Origin of the sequence: Chimaeribacter arupi (genome assembly GCF_002858805.1) — a bacterium.
In the GTDB taxonomy this organism is placed as follows: domain Bacteria; phylum Pseudomonadota; class Gammaproteobacteria; order Enterobacterales; family Enterobacteriaceae; genus Chimaeribacter; species Chimaeribacter arupi.
This window is the reverse complement of the sequence record NZ_PJZI01000001.1, coordinates 22,095-37,168: the sequence shown is the minus strand read 5'-3', so window position 1 is coordinate 37,168 and position 15,074 is coordinate 22,095. Positions and strand designations below refer to the sequence as shown.

Sequence of the window (15,074 nt, the reverse complement as noted above, 5' to 3'; positions counted from 1 at the left end):
CCCTGGGGTAATCGTACGCAATGGGATGTAACACGCCATAATGTAGCATGCCATGACAGGGTCATGGTTAACGCCTGTCGCAGGCTCGAATTCTTGGGGATGACATGGAAAAACCTCTGCAAAAACCAAAAATCCTGAAAGTTGAAACCGTGGCGCGCTCGCGGCTGTTCAACGTGGAATCGGTTGACCTGGCATTCAGCAATGGTGAACAGCGCGTCTATGAGCGGATGCGCCCCTCAGAGCGTGAAGCCGTGATGATTGTGCCGGTTATCGGTGATGATCTGCTGCTGATCCGCGAATATGCGGTGGGTATTGAGGATTATGAGCTCGGTTTCCCGAAAGGGTTGATCGACCCGGGTGAAGGGGTGCTTGAGGCCGCCAACCGGGAACTGATGGAAGAGGTAGGGTACGGTGCGCAGCGTTTTGACTACCTGACCAAACTGACGATGGCGCCTTCCTATTTCTCCAGCAAAATGAACATCGTGATTGCCCGCGATCTCTTCCCGAAAAAGCTCGAAGGGGATGAGCCGGAGCCGTTGGTACAGGTGCGCTGGCCGCTCGCGCGCATGATGGAACTGCTGCAACAGCCGGATTTCCGGGAAGCACGCAATGTGAGTGCACTGTTCCTGGCCCAGCAGTTCTTCCAGCAGTCGCTGTAAACACCGCACAAGGTATAAAAAAAGCCGGTCATTGCTGACCGGCTTTTTTATTGCCTGAAGAGACGATCAGAACAGCTCGTGTGTCTGGCCGTTGTCCATCAGGGTAGTGCCGACATCATGCACCGCGTGCTCGGTGGGCTGTGTCCCATCGATAAAGTACTCACTGCGGCTGCCGGCACCGCCGTCACCCAGTTTGCCGGTGCGCTTGTCGATCGTCACACTGACAATGCCGGGCGGTGGGGTCACCGTCTGTTCCGGGATGCCTTCCAGCGCGGTTTTCATGTACTCATCCCAGGCGGGTTGGGCACTTTTCGCCCCACCTTCTGCCCCGGCAATCTGGTCGGGAATGGCACCGGAGGCCGTGCTGCGGCCCAGATCGCGGCGATGGTCATCGAAACCGATCCAGACCGAGGTCACGGTATCCGGGCCGTAACCTGAGAACCACGCATCTTTCGAGTTATTGGTGGTACCGGTTTTGCCGCCGATATCATGGCGCTTGAGTTCACGGCCGGCACGCCAGCCGGTACCCATCCAGCCCGGTTCACCAAAGATGTTGCTGTTCAGCGCGTCGTGCATCAGGAAGGCCAGCGGGGTGCTTATCACATGCGGCGCATACTGCTGATTGCCTGCCGGCTGGCCGGGGCTGACCTGCTCCAGTTGCGGCATCGGGGCGGTGGCGTTGGCATTCGGGTCCTGCGAGACGGCCACGTTTTCCACATTATCATCCGACAGCATCACGGAACGCTGGGTTTCGCCGTAGATCACCGGCAGATTACAGCTTTCACAGACCACTTTCGGCGTGGTTTCAAACACCGTGTTGCCGTTCTCATCCTCCACTTTGGTGATGAAATACGGGTCTACCAGGAAACCGCCGTTGGCCAGCACCGCATAACCCCGGACCAGTTGCAGCGGGGTGAACGAGGCGGAACCCAGCGCCAGCGATTCAGAGTGAACGATATTCTGCGCCGGGAAACCGAAGCGTTGCAGGTATTCTGCTGCATAATCCACGCCCATTGCGCGCATCGCACGTACCATCACCACGTTTTTAGACTGCCCCAGCCCCTGGCGCAGACGGATTGGCCCGTCATACACCGGCGGGGAGTTTTTCGGCCGCCAGTCCGTACCGGCACCGGCATCCCAGCGGGAGATCGGCAGGTCATTGAGGATGGTCGCCAGCGTCAGCCCTTTGTCCATCGCGGCAGTGTAAAGGAACGGCTTGATGTTGGAGCCGACCTGACGCAACGCCTGCGTGGCGCGGTTGAATTTACTCTGGTTAAAGTCAAAGCCGCCCACCAGCGCTTTCACCGCGCCGTCTTTCGGGTCAAGCGAAACCAGCGCGGAGTTGACGTCCGGCACCTGTGCCAGCCACCAGTCGTTCTCAACTTTGCGTACCCAAATCTGCTGGCCCGGCTGCACCACATCCGACACCCGCTTCGGCGTCGGCCCTTGCAGGTTGTCAGACTTGAACGCCCGCGCCCAGCGGACACCTGCCAGCGGCAGGGTAACGGCTTCGCCGGTAGAGAGCATCGCCGTGGCCTGATCGGCCGTGGCTTGCGTCACCACCGCCGGGAACAGCGGGCCATACACCGGCAGGGCTTTCAGCGTTTTGGTAATCTGCTGCTGATCCCATTCCGGCTCACCGCGCTGCCACAGCACCTTAGACGGGCCGCGGTAACCGTGGCGCATGTCATAGGCCAGCACGTTATTACGCACCGCGGCCTGCGCAGCCAGCTGGTTCTTTTTGGTAATGGTGGTGTAAACCCGGTAGCCGTCGTTATAGGCGTTTTCACCGTAGCGCTTCACCATCTCCTGACGCACCATTTCTGACAGGTAAGGCGCTGAGAAAGCGATGCTTGGCCCGTGGTAATCCGCGTCCAGCTCTTCATCCCGCGCCTGCTCATACTGCGCCTGCGTGATGTAGTTCTCTTCCAGCATCCGCGACAGCACCACATTGCGGCGTGACAACGCGCGGGTGTGGGAATAGAGCGGGTTAAAGGTGGAAGGCGCTTTTGGCAGGCCGGCAATCACGGCCATTTCGCCCAGCGTCAGCTGGCTGACATCCTTACCGAAATAGACATGGGCAGCCGCCCCGACACCGTAAGCCCGGTAGCCGAGGTAGATCTTATTCAGATACAGCTCCAGGATTTCATCCTTGGTCAGTAACTGTTCAATCCGGATCGCCAGAAACGCTTCCTTAATCTTACGCATCAGTGTGCGTTCCGGGCTGAGGAAGAAGTTACGGGCCAGCTGCTGGGTAATGGTGCTCGCCCCCTGCGACGCATGGCCGGAGGCCAGCGCCACCGACGCGGCACGCACAATCCCTACCGGGTCAACGCCGTGGTGTTCATAGAACCGGCTGTCTTCTGTCGCGATAAAGGCATGCACCATTTCCGGCGGGATCTGGTCAAGCGTCAACGGGATACGGCGCTTCTCGCCATACTGGGCAATCAGCTCGCCCTCTGCGCTGTACACCTGCATCGGGGTCTGTAAGCGCACATCTTTCAATGTGGCCACATCCGGCAACTGCGGCTCGATATATTTGTACAAGCCATAGATCGAGGCAGCTCCCAGCACAATGCAACACACTGCAAGAATCAAAAAATACTTTACGAACTTCACCTGAGATTTCCCACTTAATGTCGTTTGGGCAGTTTATAAACAATCGCGGCGTAGTATAAAGGCAACCCTACAGCATAGATACGTTCTTTTATCATCAGACGCCAGGGAGGGGGGACAGGATGGCCAGGGAAAAATGGCAGATTGGTCTGGATATTCAACCGCATGCGTATTACGCGGTCGCGGTTGTCCGCAGGCGGGGCGAGTGGCAGCTTCGCGGCTGCTGGCACCAGCCGCTGGCCGATGCGGCCCTGCTTTCCGGTGGTTTGCCGTCACCGGATATCCAGAAAGAAACGCTGCGCCGCTGGCGTGGCGGGTTGCCCCGGCAGTTCTCTCTGCGGCTGGCGTTGCCTGCCGCCAGGGTGCTGCAACGCACGCTGCCGTCGCCGGCTCCCCAATTGCAGGAACCGCACCGTGAGGCTTTCCTGCTGGCGCACGCGGCCCGGCTTTTTCCGCTGGACCGTGATGCACTGGTATTTGATTACCGCACCGCACCCGGCCAGCCGGAGCAGGTGCTGGTCACGGCGGCGCACCGGCAGGAGCTGGCAGCCTGGCTCGCCCTGTTGCAGGCGGCAGGCCTGTACCCGGACGCCGTGGACATCTCACCTTGTGCATTGCATTACATCGGTGCGCTGTCGGGCGTACCGGCTGACGCGTTGATGCTCCACCATCTGCGGCAAGGGTGGGTCTGGGTGTCGCCGCGCCATCGTCCTTTCCAGTCCGGCATGGCAGACGCCGCAGAAAACGCCGGTGACGTGCTGGCCGCCCTGCCGGCACCGTTGCGTGCGTTGCCCTGCTTTTTCTCCTCTGAGCAGACGGAGCCTAACCCTGACGGTATGCAAGGCTGGACACCCTTTGCCTCTTTACCGGGCGCCTGCCCGACCGAGGGTGCGCCGCCGGGGGCATTTGCGCTGGCGGCAGGGTTAGCCGTACGGCCGGAGGATCATGAATGATGCAGGTGAATCTGCTGCCGTGGCGGCAGCGCCGGCGCCAGGTGCGCTGGCAACAGACGATGTACGCCACAGCCGCCGTCTTACTGCTCCTGGTGATCATGCTGGCAAGCGGCGGTGGGTGGCTGCATCTGCGGGCCGTCACCTTGAAAGCCCGGCAGGCGGTGGCCGATGCACAGTTGCAGGCGCTTACGCACCAACTGGCTCAGCGACAGGCACTCATGGCGCGCCATACATTATTACTGCAACAGGCGCATGAGGCGCAGCAGCGCCATACCGCCCGCCGCCGCGCGCTGCGGCTGCTGGAAGAGGTGGAAGCTGCTATTCCCGGTGGCGTGTGGTTGACCCACTGGCAGGAGCAACCGGGCAGCGTGCGCTGGCAAGGGTTGAGCGCGGGCTATGACCGGGTGATTGCGTTTACGCGTGCGCTGGAGCAGGGCCGGGAAACAGCGGCGGTGAGGCTGGAAAGCGTCCGCCAGCAACCTGATGGGCTGCTTCACTTTGTGCTTCAGGCAACATGGAAAGGGAGGGAACAGGATGACTCCTCGTCTGCAACAGAGTCTGGCGCAGTGGCAACACCGGCCGCGCAGGCAACAGATCGGCGCGGCCTCGCTGCTGCTTTTATTACTCACCGGCCTCGGTTGCCGGGTCATGTTGTTGCCCGGCTGGCGGCAGGTTAACGCCCTCGCTGCAACGCACGTCACGACCCGGCAGGCGATTGACCAGTATCAGGCCCGGCTGGCTGCACTGGCGCCCGCGGCCTGGCTGAACCAGCAGATCGCGCAGCTTGAGGCGCAACAGACGCGCCCGCTCGCGGCAGAAAAGGAGATGCCTTTCCTGCTGGCGGCGCCGCTCCGGCAGTCCGGCAGCGAACTGCTCAGCTGGGAGCCGGTAACCGGGCCGTCTCCTGCGTCGCCCCTGCGCTGGCGGCTGGCGATCCGTGCCTCTTACCACGGGTTAAAACATTTTCTGGCGGCGGTCGCCGGTTTGCCGTTGCCCGGTATCGAACAGATGGGCATTGAGCCGGGGCCGCACGGGCTGGACGTCACCTTAATGCTGGCGACGGCGCCGGACTCTGCAAAATGAAGGGGTTACCGATGAACGCGTCCCATTATTGGCTTGGCGGGCTGGCTTGCGGGTTACTTATCAGTGTGTTGGACGCGGGGGCCGCCACACCGGGCCGTGACCCGTTCGCCCCGCAGAGGCTGCCACCCTGTGCAGACGTCGCTTCACTGACGCTGGGCGGCATTGTGCAGGGAGGGGAAGTGCAACACGCCTGGCTGCGGGATGCTGCGGGCCACTGGCAAAAAGTCATGCCCGGCGTGCGGATGGGAACAACCGGCTGGCAGGTAGAACAGATTACGGCAGGCGGCGTAACGCTGACCGCCGACCCGGATGCGTGCCCGGCCCCCGGTACCCTCCGGTTGCAATGGGAAAAATAAGGCGTGGGAAACCTATTAGCGGTGGAAAACCAATACGCCATAAAGCGGGCAAAAAACAGCCGTAACGATAAGGATATCTGATGAAAAACTGGGTTCTGCACCTTTATTCTCTCCCGGCCTGCACGGCAGACTGGTTACAACACGCACTATCAAGCGCCCTGCGTGGCGCTTTTTCCTTGGCCGGAGGCGGGCTGCTGCTATGGTCTGCTGGCTGTGGCGCGCAAACCCCGCCCAGCACGCTGGATCTGGCTTTTCATGACGCCCCGGTCAGCGTGGTGCTTCAGGCACTGGCCGATCACCAGCAGCTGAATCTGGTGCTGGCACCGGGCGTTGAGGGCAACCTGACCCTGCGGCTGAACGATGTGCCCTGGCAACAGGCGTTGGATGTGGTGCTCAAAATGGGCAACCTGGTGCAAAACCGGGAAAAGAATGTGCTGATGATCTTCCCGCAAACCTATCAGGATGAACAGCAGCAACAGCAGCGCGCCCGGCAGAAGCAACAAGCGGACGACCATCCGCTCAGCACCCTGAGCATCACGCTGGAAAACGCAGAGGCGGCCGGCGTTGCTGCCAGCCTCAACGCACAGCGTGCGACCTTGCTGTCACCCCGCGGCAGCATCGTGACTGATACGCGCACCAATACCTTGCTTATTCATGACACAGAAGAAAAATTGGCGGCGCTGGAGCAGTGGATCACGGAACTGGATCAGCCCCTGCAACAAGTTCAGCTGACGGCACATATCGTGACTATCAGTAATGAAAGCCTGCGTGAGCTGGGGGTCACCTGGGGGCTGGCTGAGGCCGAAGGGGCGGCAGGCAGCTTCCGCCTGAATAATTTTGCGGTCGGCCTGCCGGTGGCAGACAGCACCGCCACTGCCGGTTTTACCCTGGCCCGGATAGACAGCCGCTTGCTCAGCCTGGAGCTGAGTGCGCTGGAGCAGGAAAACCAGGTGGAAATTATCGCCAGCCCGCGTTTGCTGACGGCACATTTGCAGACCGCCAGCATCAAACAGGGCACCGAGATCCCGTATCAGGTCTCCAATGGGGACAGCGGTGCCAACTCCATTGAGTTCAAGGAGGCCGTGCTGGGCATGGAAGTCACGCCGAAAGTGTTGAGTAACGGCAGAATTCAGCTGGCCCTGCAAATTTCCCAGAACATGCCCGGCCGCAGCATCCAGCAGGCGGAAGGGGAGGCGCTGGCGATCGACAAGCAGGAGATCAAAACCCAGGTCACGGTAGCAGACGGCGAAACCGTGGTGTTAGGCGGCATTTTTCAGCAACACCATGAAAACACCCAGGACAACGTGCCGGGGCTTGCCAGCATTCCGTGGGTGGGTTCGCTGTTTACCCACGACCGCAAAAAGCACCGCCAGCACCAATTAGTGATTTTTGTTACGCCTGCGCTGGTCAGCGCATCCTGAGGGTGAAAAAGCATGAGGGTGACCGGGCAGCCCACAGGATAGGGGGTTGAATAGGGGGAACTATTCGGGGGCGATCCGGGCAGCGTTATGCAACTTTTTGTGTCGGCAGAGACATCTGCGTTTGACGCTGCGACCGATTTAGCATACAAGGGTTACCGAATTGCGCACCGAGATTCTTATTCCACGAGAAATGCCGATAAAAACGTATGGTTTCCCTCCTGCGGCAGAGTAACGATTTATTCGGTTGCCAAACTACCAAGAGTGTTGAGATAATTTTTCGTCTGATCTCGCACTATCGCTCATGAGGTTTCAGTTTAGGTCCCGCCGCTGATTTGATTGGCGGGGCGGGTTATCATTAACGAATTGTCTTAGTAATACCGAAAAACATGGCAGAGAAACGCAATATCTTTCTGGTTGGGCCTATGGGTGCCGGCAAAAGCACTATTGGCCGTCAGTTAGCTCAGCAACTCAATATGGAGTTTTTCGACTCCGATCAAGAAATTGAGCGACGCACCGGAGCTGATGTGGGCTGGGTATTCGACGTGGAAGGCGAAGAAGGTTTCCGCGATCGCGAAGAAAAAATCATTAATGAGTTAACGGAAAAACAGGGCATTGTGCTGGCGACAGGCGGAGGTTCAGTGAAATCACGTGAAACCCGTAACCGTTTGTCCGCGCGCGGCGTTGTCGTCTATCTGGAAACCACCATCGAAAAACAGCTTGCCCGTACCCAGCGCGATAAAAAACGTCCGCTGCTGCAAGTTGATGCGCCGCCGCGTGAAGTGCTCGAAGCGCTGGCGAAAGAGCGCAATCCGTTGTACGAAGAGATTGCTGATGTCACCATCCGCACCGATGATCAAAGCGCCAAAGTCGTGGCTAACCAGATCATCAACATGCTGGAAAGCAATTGATTCATTCCCGTCATCTCTGAGGGTGCAGGTTAACAGCAGGTAAACGTCAAAAAGGTCACTGAGCGCGACATGGAGAAGATTACCGTAACGTTAGGGGATCGCAGTTACCCCATCACGATTGCTGCCGGATTGTTTAACGATCCGGCTTCTTTTATCCCGCTGAAAGCCGGTGAGCAGGCCATGCTGGTAACCAACCAGACCCTGGCCCCGCTCTATCTGGATAAGGTGCGTTCAGTGCTGGAGCTGGCAGGCGTGCGTGTTGACCACGTTATCCTGCCGGACGGCGAGCAGTTCAAATCGCTCGCAGTGCTGGAACAGGTCTTCTCCGCATTGCTGGAGAAACCCCACGGCCGTGATACCACCCTTATTGCCCTCGGCGGCGGCGTCATCGGTGACCTGACCGGTTTCGCTGCCGCTTGCTATCAGCGTGGTGTGCGCTTCATTCAGGTGCCCACCACGCTGCTGGCGCAGGTTGACTCCTCAGTCGGCGGCAAAACGGCCGTCAACCATCCCCTCGGCAAAAACATGATCGGCGCGTTTTACCAGCCGGTGTCTGTGATTGTCGATCTTGACTGCCTGCAAACCCTGCCGCCGCGTGAGCTGTCGTCAGGTCTGGCGGAAGTCATCAAATATGGCGTGATTCTCGACGCGGAGTTCTTCGTCTGGCTGGAACAGAATATTCATGCCCTGATGGCGCTGGATATGACGGCGCTGGCGTACTGCATCCGTCGCTGTTGCGAGCTGAAAGCCCAGGTTGTGGCGGCGGATGAGCGTGAAAACGGTCAGCGTGCCCTGCTGAATTTAGGCCATACTTATGGCCATGCCATTGAAGCAGAAATGGGTTACGGCAACTGGCTGCACGGCGAGGCCGTCGCGGCAGGCATGATGATGGCAGCGCATACCGCACGCCGTCTCGGCCAGTTCAGTGAGGAAGACGTGGCACGCCTCAAGGCGCTGTTACAACGCGCCAACCTGCCGGTTAACGGCCCGCAGGAAATGGCGGCCGCCGCCTATCTTCCCCATATGCTGCGTGATAAAAAAGTGCTGGCCGGCGAATTGCGCCTGGTGCTGCCTACGGCCATCGGCCAATCGGAAGTGCGCAGCGGCGTACCGCATGAGCTGGTGCTGGCCTCAATTGATGATTGTCGGGTCGGGGCGTGACCCTGACTTTTACCCCGGCGCTGTATTGGTGGCCGGTTCTATAATGATGCACACAGGTTAATCAGCCGGCACCCCATGCGGTGCAGGCTTTACCTCTGAGTTGGAGGATGACGATGGATGAGTTAAGACCCGAAGACGACCTGAAACCGGATACCAGCGATCGCCGCCCTGCACGCCGGCGCTCCGCCTCCCGCTCCTCCGCTCCCCGATTTGCCATTTCGCGCCAGCACCTGATGATCGCCATCGGGATTCTGGTGCTGTTGCTGCTGATCCTCGGCATTGGTTCTGCCTTAAAAGCGCCGACCCCACAGGAAGCCAGCCAGCAGAGCAATGCACCGAAAGATATCAATTTGTCCGGCAATAATGAGAGTGCCCCGGCATCTGCTGCGGCCAATGCGCCGGCGGCGGGCCAGCCGCAGGACATCAGCGTGCCGCCGATTTCTGACACCCCGACGCAAGCCGCCCCGGCCCAGCCGGCCACCGGCCAGCAACGCCTTGATCTGCCCGGCAACATGACGGATGCGCTTTCCCAGCAGCAGAGCCAGGTGGATACCGCTTCCCAGGAGATGATGGGCGGAGAGGGCACCTCTACCTTGCCAACCGCGCCGGCAACGCTTTCGCCGTCCGCTGTTCAGGCACCGCGCCCGGCGGCGGTAAAACCGGCTGCCCCACAGACGCGTACGGAAACCCATGCCGCTACGCCGCATAAAGCCCCGGTGAAAACTGCACCTGCTGCCCCGGCCCGTACGGCCCCGGCTGCCTCAGGCAGCAGCGGCAGCGCTTTGCGGAATGCCCCTGCCAGCCATTACACCCTGCAACTGAGCAGCGCATCCCGTGCGGATTCACTGAATGCTTTTGCCCGCCAGCAAAAACTGACCAACTATCAGGTCTACCAGACCAGCCGTGACGGGAAACCGTGGTTTGTGCTGGTGAGCGGCAACTATGCCTCATCAGCAGAAGCAAAACAGGCGATCAGCCGGCTGCCGGCAGAGGTGCAGGCCAAAAAACCGTGGGTCAAACCTGTACGTCAGGTACAGCAGGACCTGAAGAAATAAACCTTAGTTGTGCGCTGATGTGCTGTCTGAAACTAGAGTACAATCCGCGGCTCTGAATTGTATAAGTAGCTAAACGACGGCATGAAGAAAAACCGCGCATTTTTAAAATGGGCCGGTGGCAAATATCCCCTTATTGAGGAGATCAAACGCCACCTGCCTGCAGGTGACTGCCTGATCGAACCCTTTGTTGGTGCAGGTTCTGTGTTTCTCAACACGGATTATGATGCCTATGTACTGGCTGACATCAACAGTGATCTGATTAACCTGTATAACATCGTTAAAATCCGCACGGATGACTTTGTACGTGATGCGCGCCTGTTATTCAGCGAGTCTTACAACAACGCCGAGGCGTTCTACACCCTGCGGACGGCGTTCAACCTGAGCCGCGATCCTTACGAGCGGGCAACCCTTTTCCTTTATCTCAACCGCCACTGTTACAACGGCCTATGCCGTTACAACCTGAGCGGTGAGTTCAATGTGCCGTTTGGGCGCTATAAGCGGCCCTATTTCCCGTACGATGAGCTCTATTGGTTTGCCGAAAAAGCGCAAAACGCCACCTTTGTCTGTGAGACTTACCAGCAAACGTTGACCAACGCTGCCCCCGGCGCAGTGGTGTATTGCGATCCGCCTTATGCACCGCTTTCTGCAACCTCGAATTTCACGGCTTACCATACCAATGGTTTCGGCATGGCCGATCAGCAGGAGCTGGCACGCCTCGCATCGCTGCTTTCGTCTGAACGCCGGATCCCGGTGCTGATTTCCAACCATGACACGGCGCTGACGCGTGACTGGTATCAGCAGGCGGCCGAAATGCACGTGGTTCAGGTGCGCCGCACCATCAGCAGCAATGCGTTCGGGCGTAGCAAAGTGGACGAGCTTTTGGCACTGTATAGACGCTGAGGATGGCGCTGGCCGGTCGCGGTCCGTGATCCTGAGGCTGACTAACCCTTACCGTTTGGAGATGCGGATGAAACAGTTTTTGATTGCGCCGTCTATTCTGTCGGCAGACTTTGCCCGCCTGGGTGACGATACCGCCCGTGTACTGGCGGCAGGCGCGGACGTGGTGCACTTCGATGTCATGGACAACCACTATGTCCCGAACCTGACCATTGGCCCTGCGGTGTGCAAAGCGCTGCGTGATTATGGGATTACCGCACCGATTGACGTTCACTTGATGGTGAAACCGGTAGACCGGCTGGTGCCGGATTTCGCGGAAGCCGGGGCCAGTTACATCTCTTTCCACCCGGAAGCCTCCGAGCATATTGACCGCACACTGCAACTGATCAAAAGCCACGGCTGCAAAGCCGGCCTGGTCTTTAACCCGGCGACTCCCCTGAGTTACCTCGATTACGTCATGGACAAGCTAGACGTGATTCTGCTGATGTCGGTAAACCCCGGCTTTGGCGGCCAGTCCTTTATTCCGCACACCCTGGACAAACTGCGCCAGGTGCGTCAGCGCATTGACGAAAGCGGCTATGACATCCGGCTGGAAGTGGATGGCGGGGTGAAAGTGGAAAACATCGGTGAAATTGCCGCGGCAGGCGCCGATATGTTCGTGGCCGGTTCAGCCATTTTCAATGCGCCGGACTACCGCACGGTAATCGACCAGATGCGTGACGAACTGGCGAAGGTTTCACGTGGCTGATTTCAGCGCGATCCGCGCGCTGGCATTTGATCTCGACGGCACGCTGGTGCACAGCGCGCCGGGGCTGGCGCAGGCCATTGACCTGGCGCTGGCGGAAGCAGGGTTACCGCAGGCCGGTGAGGCGCGGGTAAGCACCTGGATCGGCAACGGTGCTGATGTGCTGGTAGAACGCGCGCTGGCGTGGGCGCAGGCGGAAAGTGAGGGCGCAACCCTGCCCGGCCGCGCCGCGATGCGTGCACGCTTTGATCACTTCTATGCCCAGACCGTGGAACACGGCAGCCAGCTTTTCCCGGAAGTGCGCGATACCCTGGCGCAACTGGCCCGCCACGCTCTGCCGATGGGCATTATCACCAATAAGCCGACGCCGTTTGTTGCACCGCTGCTGAGTGCCCTGGGCATTGCTGAGTATTTCTCACTGATCATCGGCGGTGATGATGTGGTGGTGAAGAAGCCGCACCCGGCACCGCTCTATCTGATGCTGGGCAAACTGGGGATGCGGGCCGGCGAAATGGCGTTTGTCGGCGATTCGCGTAACGATATTCAGGCCGCACAGGCAGCCGGTTGCCCGTCAATCGCCCTGACCTACGGTTATAACTACGGTGAGGCGATCGCGCTCAGTCAGCCCGATCAAGCCATAGATCGTTTTGCCGACTTGTTGCCCACTCTTGGGCTGTCATCCTTTAAGAATCAGGAAGCATAAAATGAGTAAGCCCATTGTATTTAGCGGTGCGCAGCCGTCTGGTGAATTGACCATTGGTAACTACATGGGTGCGCTGCGTCAGTGGGTCACGATGCAGGATGAGTTTGAGTGCATTTACTGCATCGTTGATCTCCATGCCATCACCGTGCGTCAGGATGCGGAAAAGCTGCGTAAAGCCACGCTGGATACGCTGGCGCTCTACCTGGCCTGCGGCATTGACCCGCAAAAAAGCACCATCTTTGTTCAGTCGCATGTGCCGGAGCATACGCAGCTGAGCTGGGTGCTGAACTGCTACACCTATTTCGGTGAGCTGAGCCGCATGACGCAGTTCAAGGATAAATCCTCCCGTTACGCGGAAAACATCAATGCCGGTCTGTTCAGTTACCCGGTGCTGATGGCGGCGGATATCCTGCTTTACCAGACCAATCAGGTGCCGGTGGGCGAAGACCAGAAACAGCACCTGGAGCTGAGCCGTGACGTGGCGGCCCGTTTCAATGCCCTGTATGGCGATGTCTTCAAGGTGCCGGAGCCGTTTATCCCGAAATCCGGCGCGCGCGTGATGTCATTGCAGGAACCGACCAAAAAAATGTCCAAGTCGGACGAAAACCGCAACAACGTGATTGGCCTGCTGGAAGACCCGAAAGCGGTGGCGAAGAAGATCAAACGCGCCATGACGGACTCTGATGAGCCGCCGGTGGTACGCTATGACGTTGCCAACAAAGCGGGTGTGTCCAACCTGCTGGATATCCTGTCAGGCGTGACCGGCAAACCGGTGGCCGAGCTGGAGCCGGAATTTGAGGGGCTGATGTATGGCCACCTGAAAGGTGCGGTGGCGGATGCGGTGTCCGGTATGCTGACTGACCTGCAGGCACGCTACCACCATTTCCGCAATGATGAGGCGCTGTTGCAGCAGATCATGCGTGATGGTGCAGCCAAAGCCCGCGCCCGTGCGCAGGAGACCCTGAAAAAGGTTTATGATGCGGTAGGCTTTGTGGCGCAGCCATAATCCTGACGCTGTAAAAAAACCGCCTGCGGGCGGTTTTTTTGTGCCGGAAACCCGGGGGCGCAGGCATAAAAAAGGGTGCCGCAAAGGCACCCTGGGGTCAATCTGACAGGAAATCAGTGGGCCGCATCGGCTGCGTGGCTGTGCATCCGGTGTTTGGTCACGAAGCCCAACAGCAGGCACATCACGAACACCACCAGGTAAAGGCCATTGGCGGTGGCCAGCGCTGCGTGTTCACCGCTTTTCGCCACAATCGGGCCGGTAACCACAAAGGTCAGCATGGTGCCGACGGTGCCGCAGGTCAGGATAAAGTTCACCAGCTTCGGTGACGAGACTTTGGTCTGCTGCGAGCCAAGGGTAATCAGCGTGGTGTAAATCGCGCTGGAAACAAAGCCCAGGCCCAGAATGTAATAGTGCAGCATCGCGGCATCAGAGGTGCTGATAAACAGGTACATCAGCAGGGTCGAGGCCGCAGCCAGAATCGTGACAATGCGTTGCAGGTCGAAGAAACGCAGCACGGCGCTGAATACCCACATGCCGACCATATACGCCGTCCAGAAGTTACTGACCAGGCTGCCCGCCTGCGTGATGTCCATATTGAACTGTTTGGCGGCATAGGTCGGCACCCACTGGATAAAGCCCAGCTGGCCAAGGATGTAGCACAGTGCGGCCACTGACAGGAACAGCACACCAATGCCCCATTTCTCTTTTTTCACTGACTGCGCCGCTTTCGGTGCGTCGTTGCCCAGTTTCGGGAAGTCAGACATCAGCGTCAGGATGAAGATGGCGATATAGAGCACGCCGATGCAGGCATACACCCAGTACCAGGCAATGCTGCGTGCCAGCAGGGCGGCCGCGATGATCGGGAACAGCGTACCGGCCATGCTGAAGAAGGAGTCGGTAAACAGCAGGCGTGAACCGCGCTGACGGCCTTCATACAAATGGGTAATCAGGAAGGTGCCGATCGACATCGTGATGCCGCTGACCACACCGAGAATGAACATGCAGCCGGAGAATACCGCCAGGCTGTGGCTGTTCATCAGGCCGACAATGGCAATCAGCATCAGGAAGAAACCAAAGACCAGCTGGCGCTTCAGGGCGATGATTTCCATCAGCCAGGCGTTAAGGAAAATAGAGACCAGGATCCCGGCGTTTAAGAAGGTAAAGGTGTTACTCATGCTGGAAATCGGCAGGTTGAAGTACTGCGCGATATTGCCCATCACCATCCCGGTGACGATCACCAACGCGCCGGTAAGCGCGTAAGAGAAGAAACTAATCCATGTGAGCCTGATTCGATTGCTGTTAGTCATAGACGTGCCTGGTTGTCAGTTGAACATAAGTATGGGGGTGTGAACTGGCAATCCGCCTGAAGGGTCAGGCGTGAAGCGCAGAATCGTAACACAGGGCATGTAATAATTTGTGACGTATATCGTAGTTCAAGTGTAATGAATGCAATAAAGCGCAAAAGTCTGTCGGGTTTCACGGGTTTCATCCCGGTACACTGTAGCCGTAAC

15 protein-coding genes are annotated in these 15,074 nt (G+C 58.7%); 13 read left to right on the top strand and 2 right to left on the bottom strand.

The genetic code is table 11. The annotated features are described in order from the left end of the window. Positions 1 to 104 precede the first annotated feature (104 nt). Positions 105 to 659: an ADP compounds hydrolase NudE gene (nudE, locus tag CYR52_RS00205; RefSeq protein ID WP_072927469.1), complete on the top strand. Its 555-nt coding sequence runs from the start codon at positions 105 to 107 to the stop codon at positions 657 to 659. A 66-nt stretch (positions 660 to 725) separates the two neighbouring features. Here the strand turns inward: nudE and mrcA are convergent, their stop codons facing one another. Next, positions 726 to 3,278 carry a peptidoglycan glycosyltransferase/peptidoglycan DD-transpeptidase MrcA gene (gene mrcA, locus CYR52_RS00200; RefSeq protein ID WP_072927468.1) on the bottom strand — a complete coding sequence of 851 codons (2,553 nt, stop codon included), beginning with the start codon at positions 3,276 to 3,278 and terminating at the stop codon, positions 726 to 728. 119 nt (positions 3,279 to 3,397) lie between these two features. On the opposite strand from mrcA, the gene pilM reads away from it, so the two are divergent. The 12 genes from pilM (at position 3,398) to trpS (ending at position 13,563) form a co-directional block, all read left to right on the top strand. Continuing rightward, positions 3,398 to 4,228: a pilus assembly protein PilM gene (pilM, locus tag CYR52_RS00195; RefSeq protein ID WP_101827747.1), complete on the top strand. Its 831-nt coding sequence runs from the start codon at positions 3,398 to 3,400 to the stop codon at positions 4,226 to 4,228. Next, complete coding sequence (locus tag CYR52_RS00190) at positions 4,225 to 4,905, top strand: PilN domain-containing protein (protein ID WP_101827746.1); 681 nt, start codon at positions 4,225 to 4,227, stop codon at positions 4,903 to 4,905. Before pilM ends, CYR52_RS00190 begins: the two co-directional genes overlap by 4 nt. Further along, entirely contained in the window at positions 4,877 to 5,311 is a 435-nt protein-coding gene (locus CYR52_RS22545; protein ID WP_165699056.1) for a hypothetical protein, read from the top strand. The genes CYR52_RS00190 and CYR52_RS22545 overlap by 29 nt, the downstream gene beginning before the upstream one ends. A gap of 11 nt (positions 5,312 to 5,322) precedes the next feature. Then, on the top strand, positions 5,323 to 5,667 hold the full coding sequence (locus CYR52_RS00180) for a HofP DNA utilization family protein (RefSeq protein WP_165699055.1): 345 nt from the start codon (positions 5,323 to 5,325) through the stop codon (positions 5,665 to 5,667). Between the two features lie 176 nt (positions 5,668 to 5,843). Continuing rightward, entirely contained in the window at positions 5,844 to 7,088 is a 1,245-nt protein-coding gene (hofQ, locus tag CYR52_RS00175; RefSeq protein WP_420912789.1) for a DNA uptake porin HofQ, read from the top strand. Positions 7,089 to 7,474: 386 nt separating this feature from the next. Beyond that, positions 7,475 to 7,996: a shikimate kinase AroK gene (gene aroK / locus CYR52_RS00170; RefSeq protein ID WP_072927460.1), complete on the top strand. Its 522-nt coding sequence runs from the start codon at positions 7,475 to 7,477 to the stop codon at positions 7,994 to 7,996. Between the two features lie 69 nt (positions 7,997 to 8,065). Further along, positions 8,066 to 9,157: a 3-dehydroquinate synthase gene (gene aroB, locus CYR52_RS00165; protein WP_072927458.1), complete on the top strand. Its 1,092-nt coding sequence runs from the start codon at positions 8,066 to 8,068 to the stop codon at positions 9,155 to 9,157. Between the two features lie 113 nt (positions 9,158 to 9,270). Next, positions 9,271 to 10,212 (top strand): SPOR domain-containing protein, encoded by a 942-nt coding sequence (locus CYR52_RS00160; protein WP_072927457.1) that lies wholly within the window; start codon positions 9,271 to 9,273, stop codon positions 10,210 to 10,212. Between the two features lie 81 nt (positions 10,213 to 10,293). Further along, complete coding sequence (gene dam / locus CYR52_RS00155; RefSeq protein ID WP_101827742.1) at positions 10,294 to 11,112, top strand: adenine-specific DNA-methyltransferase; 819 nt, start codon at positions 10,294 to 10,296, stop codon at positions 11,110 to 11,112. 67 nt (positions 11,113 to 11,179) lie between these two features. Next, on the top strand, positions 11,180 to 11,857 hold the full coding sequence (rpe, locus tag CYR52_RS00150) for a ribulose-phosphate 3-epimerase (RefSeq protein ID WP_072927453.1): 678 nt from the start codon (positions 11,180 to 11,182) through the stop codon (positions 11,855 to 11,857). Continuing rightward, positions 11,850 to 12,557, top strand: coding sequence for a phosphoglycolate phosphatase (locus tag CYR52_RS00145; protein WP_101827741.1), 708 nt, complete (start codon positions 11,850 to 11,852; stop codon positions 12,555 to 12,557). The genes rpe and CYR52_RS00145 overlap by 8 nt, the downstream gene beginning before the upstream one ends. Before the next feature lies 1 nt (position 12,558). Continuing rightward, positions 12,559 to 13,563, top strand: a complete 1,005-nt coding sequence (gene trpS / locus CYR52_RS00140) for a tryptophan--tRNA ligase (protein WP_072927450.1) — start codon at positions 12,559 to 12,561, stop codon at positions 13,561 to 13,563. Positions 13,564 to 13,676: 113 nt separating this feature from the next. On the opposite strand, the gene tsgA is transcribed toward trpS, so the two are convergent. Further along, positions 13,677 to 14,870: an MFS transporter TsgA gene (gene tsgA, locus CYR52_RS00135; protein ID WP_101827740.1), complete on the bottom strand. Its 1,194-nt coding sequence runs from the start codon at positions 14,868 to 14,870 to the stop codon at positions 13,677 to 13,679. Positions 14,871 to 15,074: the final 204 nt, after the last annotated feature.

Bases quoted from the DNA above. Each gene is read 5' to 3' on its own strand.
- nudE (WP_072927469.1), top strand. From the start codon at position 105: ATGGAAAAACCTCTGCAAAAACCAAAAATCCTGAAAGTTGAAACCGTG.
- pilM (WP_101827747.1), top strand. From the start codon at position 3,398: ATGGCCAGGGAAAAATGGCAGATTGGTCTGGATATTCAACCGCATGCG.
- CYR52_RS00190 (WP_101827746.1), top strand. From the start codon at position 4,225: ATGATGCAGGTGAATCTGCTGCCGTGGCGGCAGCGCCGGCGCCAGGTG.
- CYR52_RS22545 (WP_165699056.1), top strand. From the start codon at position 4,877: ATGTTGTTGCCCGGCTGGCGGCAGGTTAACGCCCTCGCTGCAACGCAC.
- CYR52_RS00180 (WP_165699055.1), top strand. From the start codon at position 5,323: ATGAACGCGTCCCATTATTGGCTTGGCGGGCTGGCTTGCGGGTTACTT.
- aroK (WP_072927460.1), top strand. From the start codon at position 7,475: ATGGCAGAGAAACGCAATATCTTTCTGGTTGGGCCTATGGGTGCCGGC.
- aroB (WP_072927458.1), top strand. From the start codon at position 8,066: ATGGAGAAGATTACCGTAACGTTAGGGGATCGCAGTTACCCCATCACG.
- CYR52_RS00160 (WP_072927457.1), top strand. From the start codon at position 9,271: ATGGATGAGTTAAGACCCGAAGACGACCTGAAACCGGATACCAGCGAT.
- dam (WP_101827742.1), top strand. From the start codon at position 10,294: ATGAAGAAAAACCGCGCATTTTTAAAATGGGCCGGTGGCAAATATCCC.
- rpe (WP_072927453.1), top strand. From the start codon at position 11,180: ATGAAACAGTTTTTGATTGCGCCGTCTATTCTGTCGGCAGACTTTGCC.
- trpS (WP_072927450.1), top strand. From the start codon at position 12,559: ATGAGTAAGCCCATTGTATTTAGCGGTGCGCAGCCGTCTGGTGAATTG.
- tsgA (WP_101827740.1), bottom strand. From the start codon at position 14,870: ATGACTAACAGCAATCGAATCAGGCTCACATGGATTAGTTTCTTCTCT.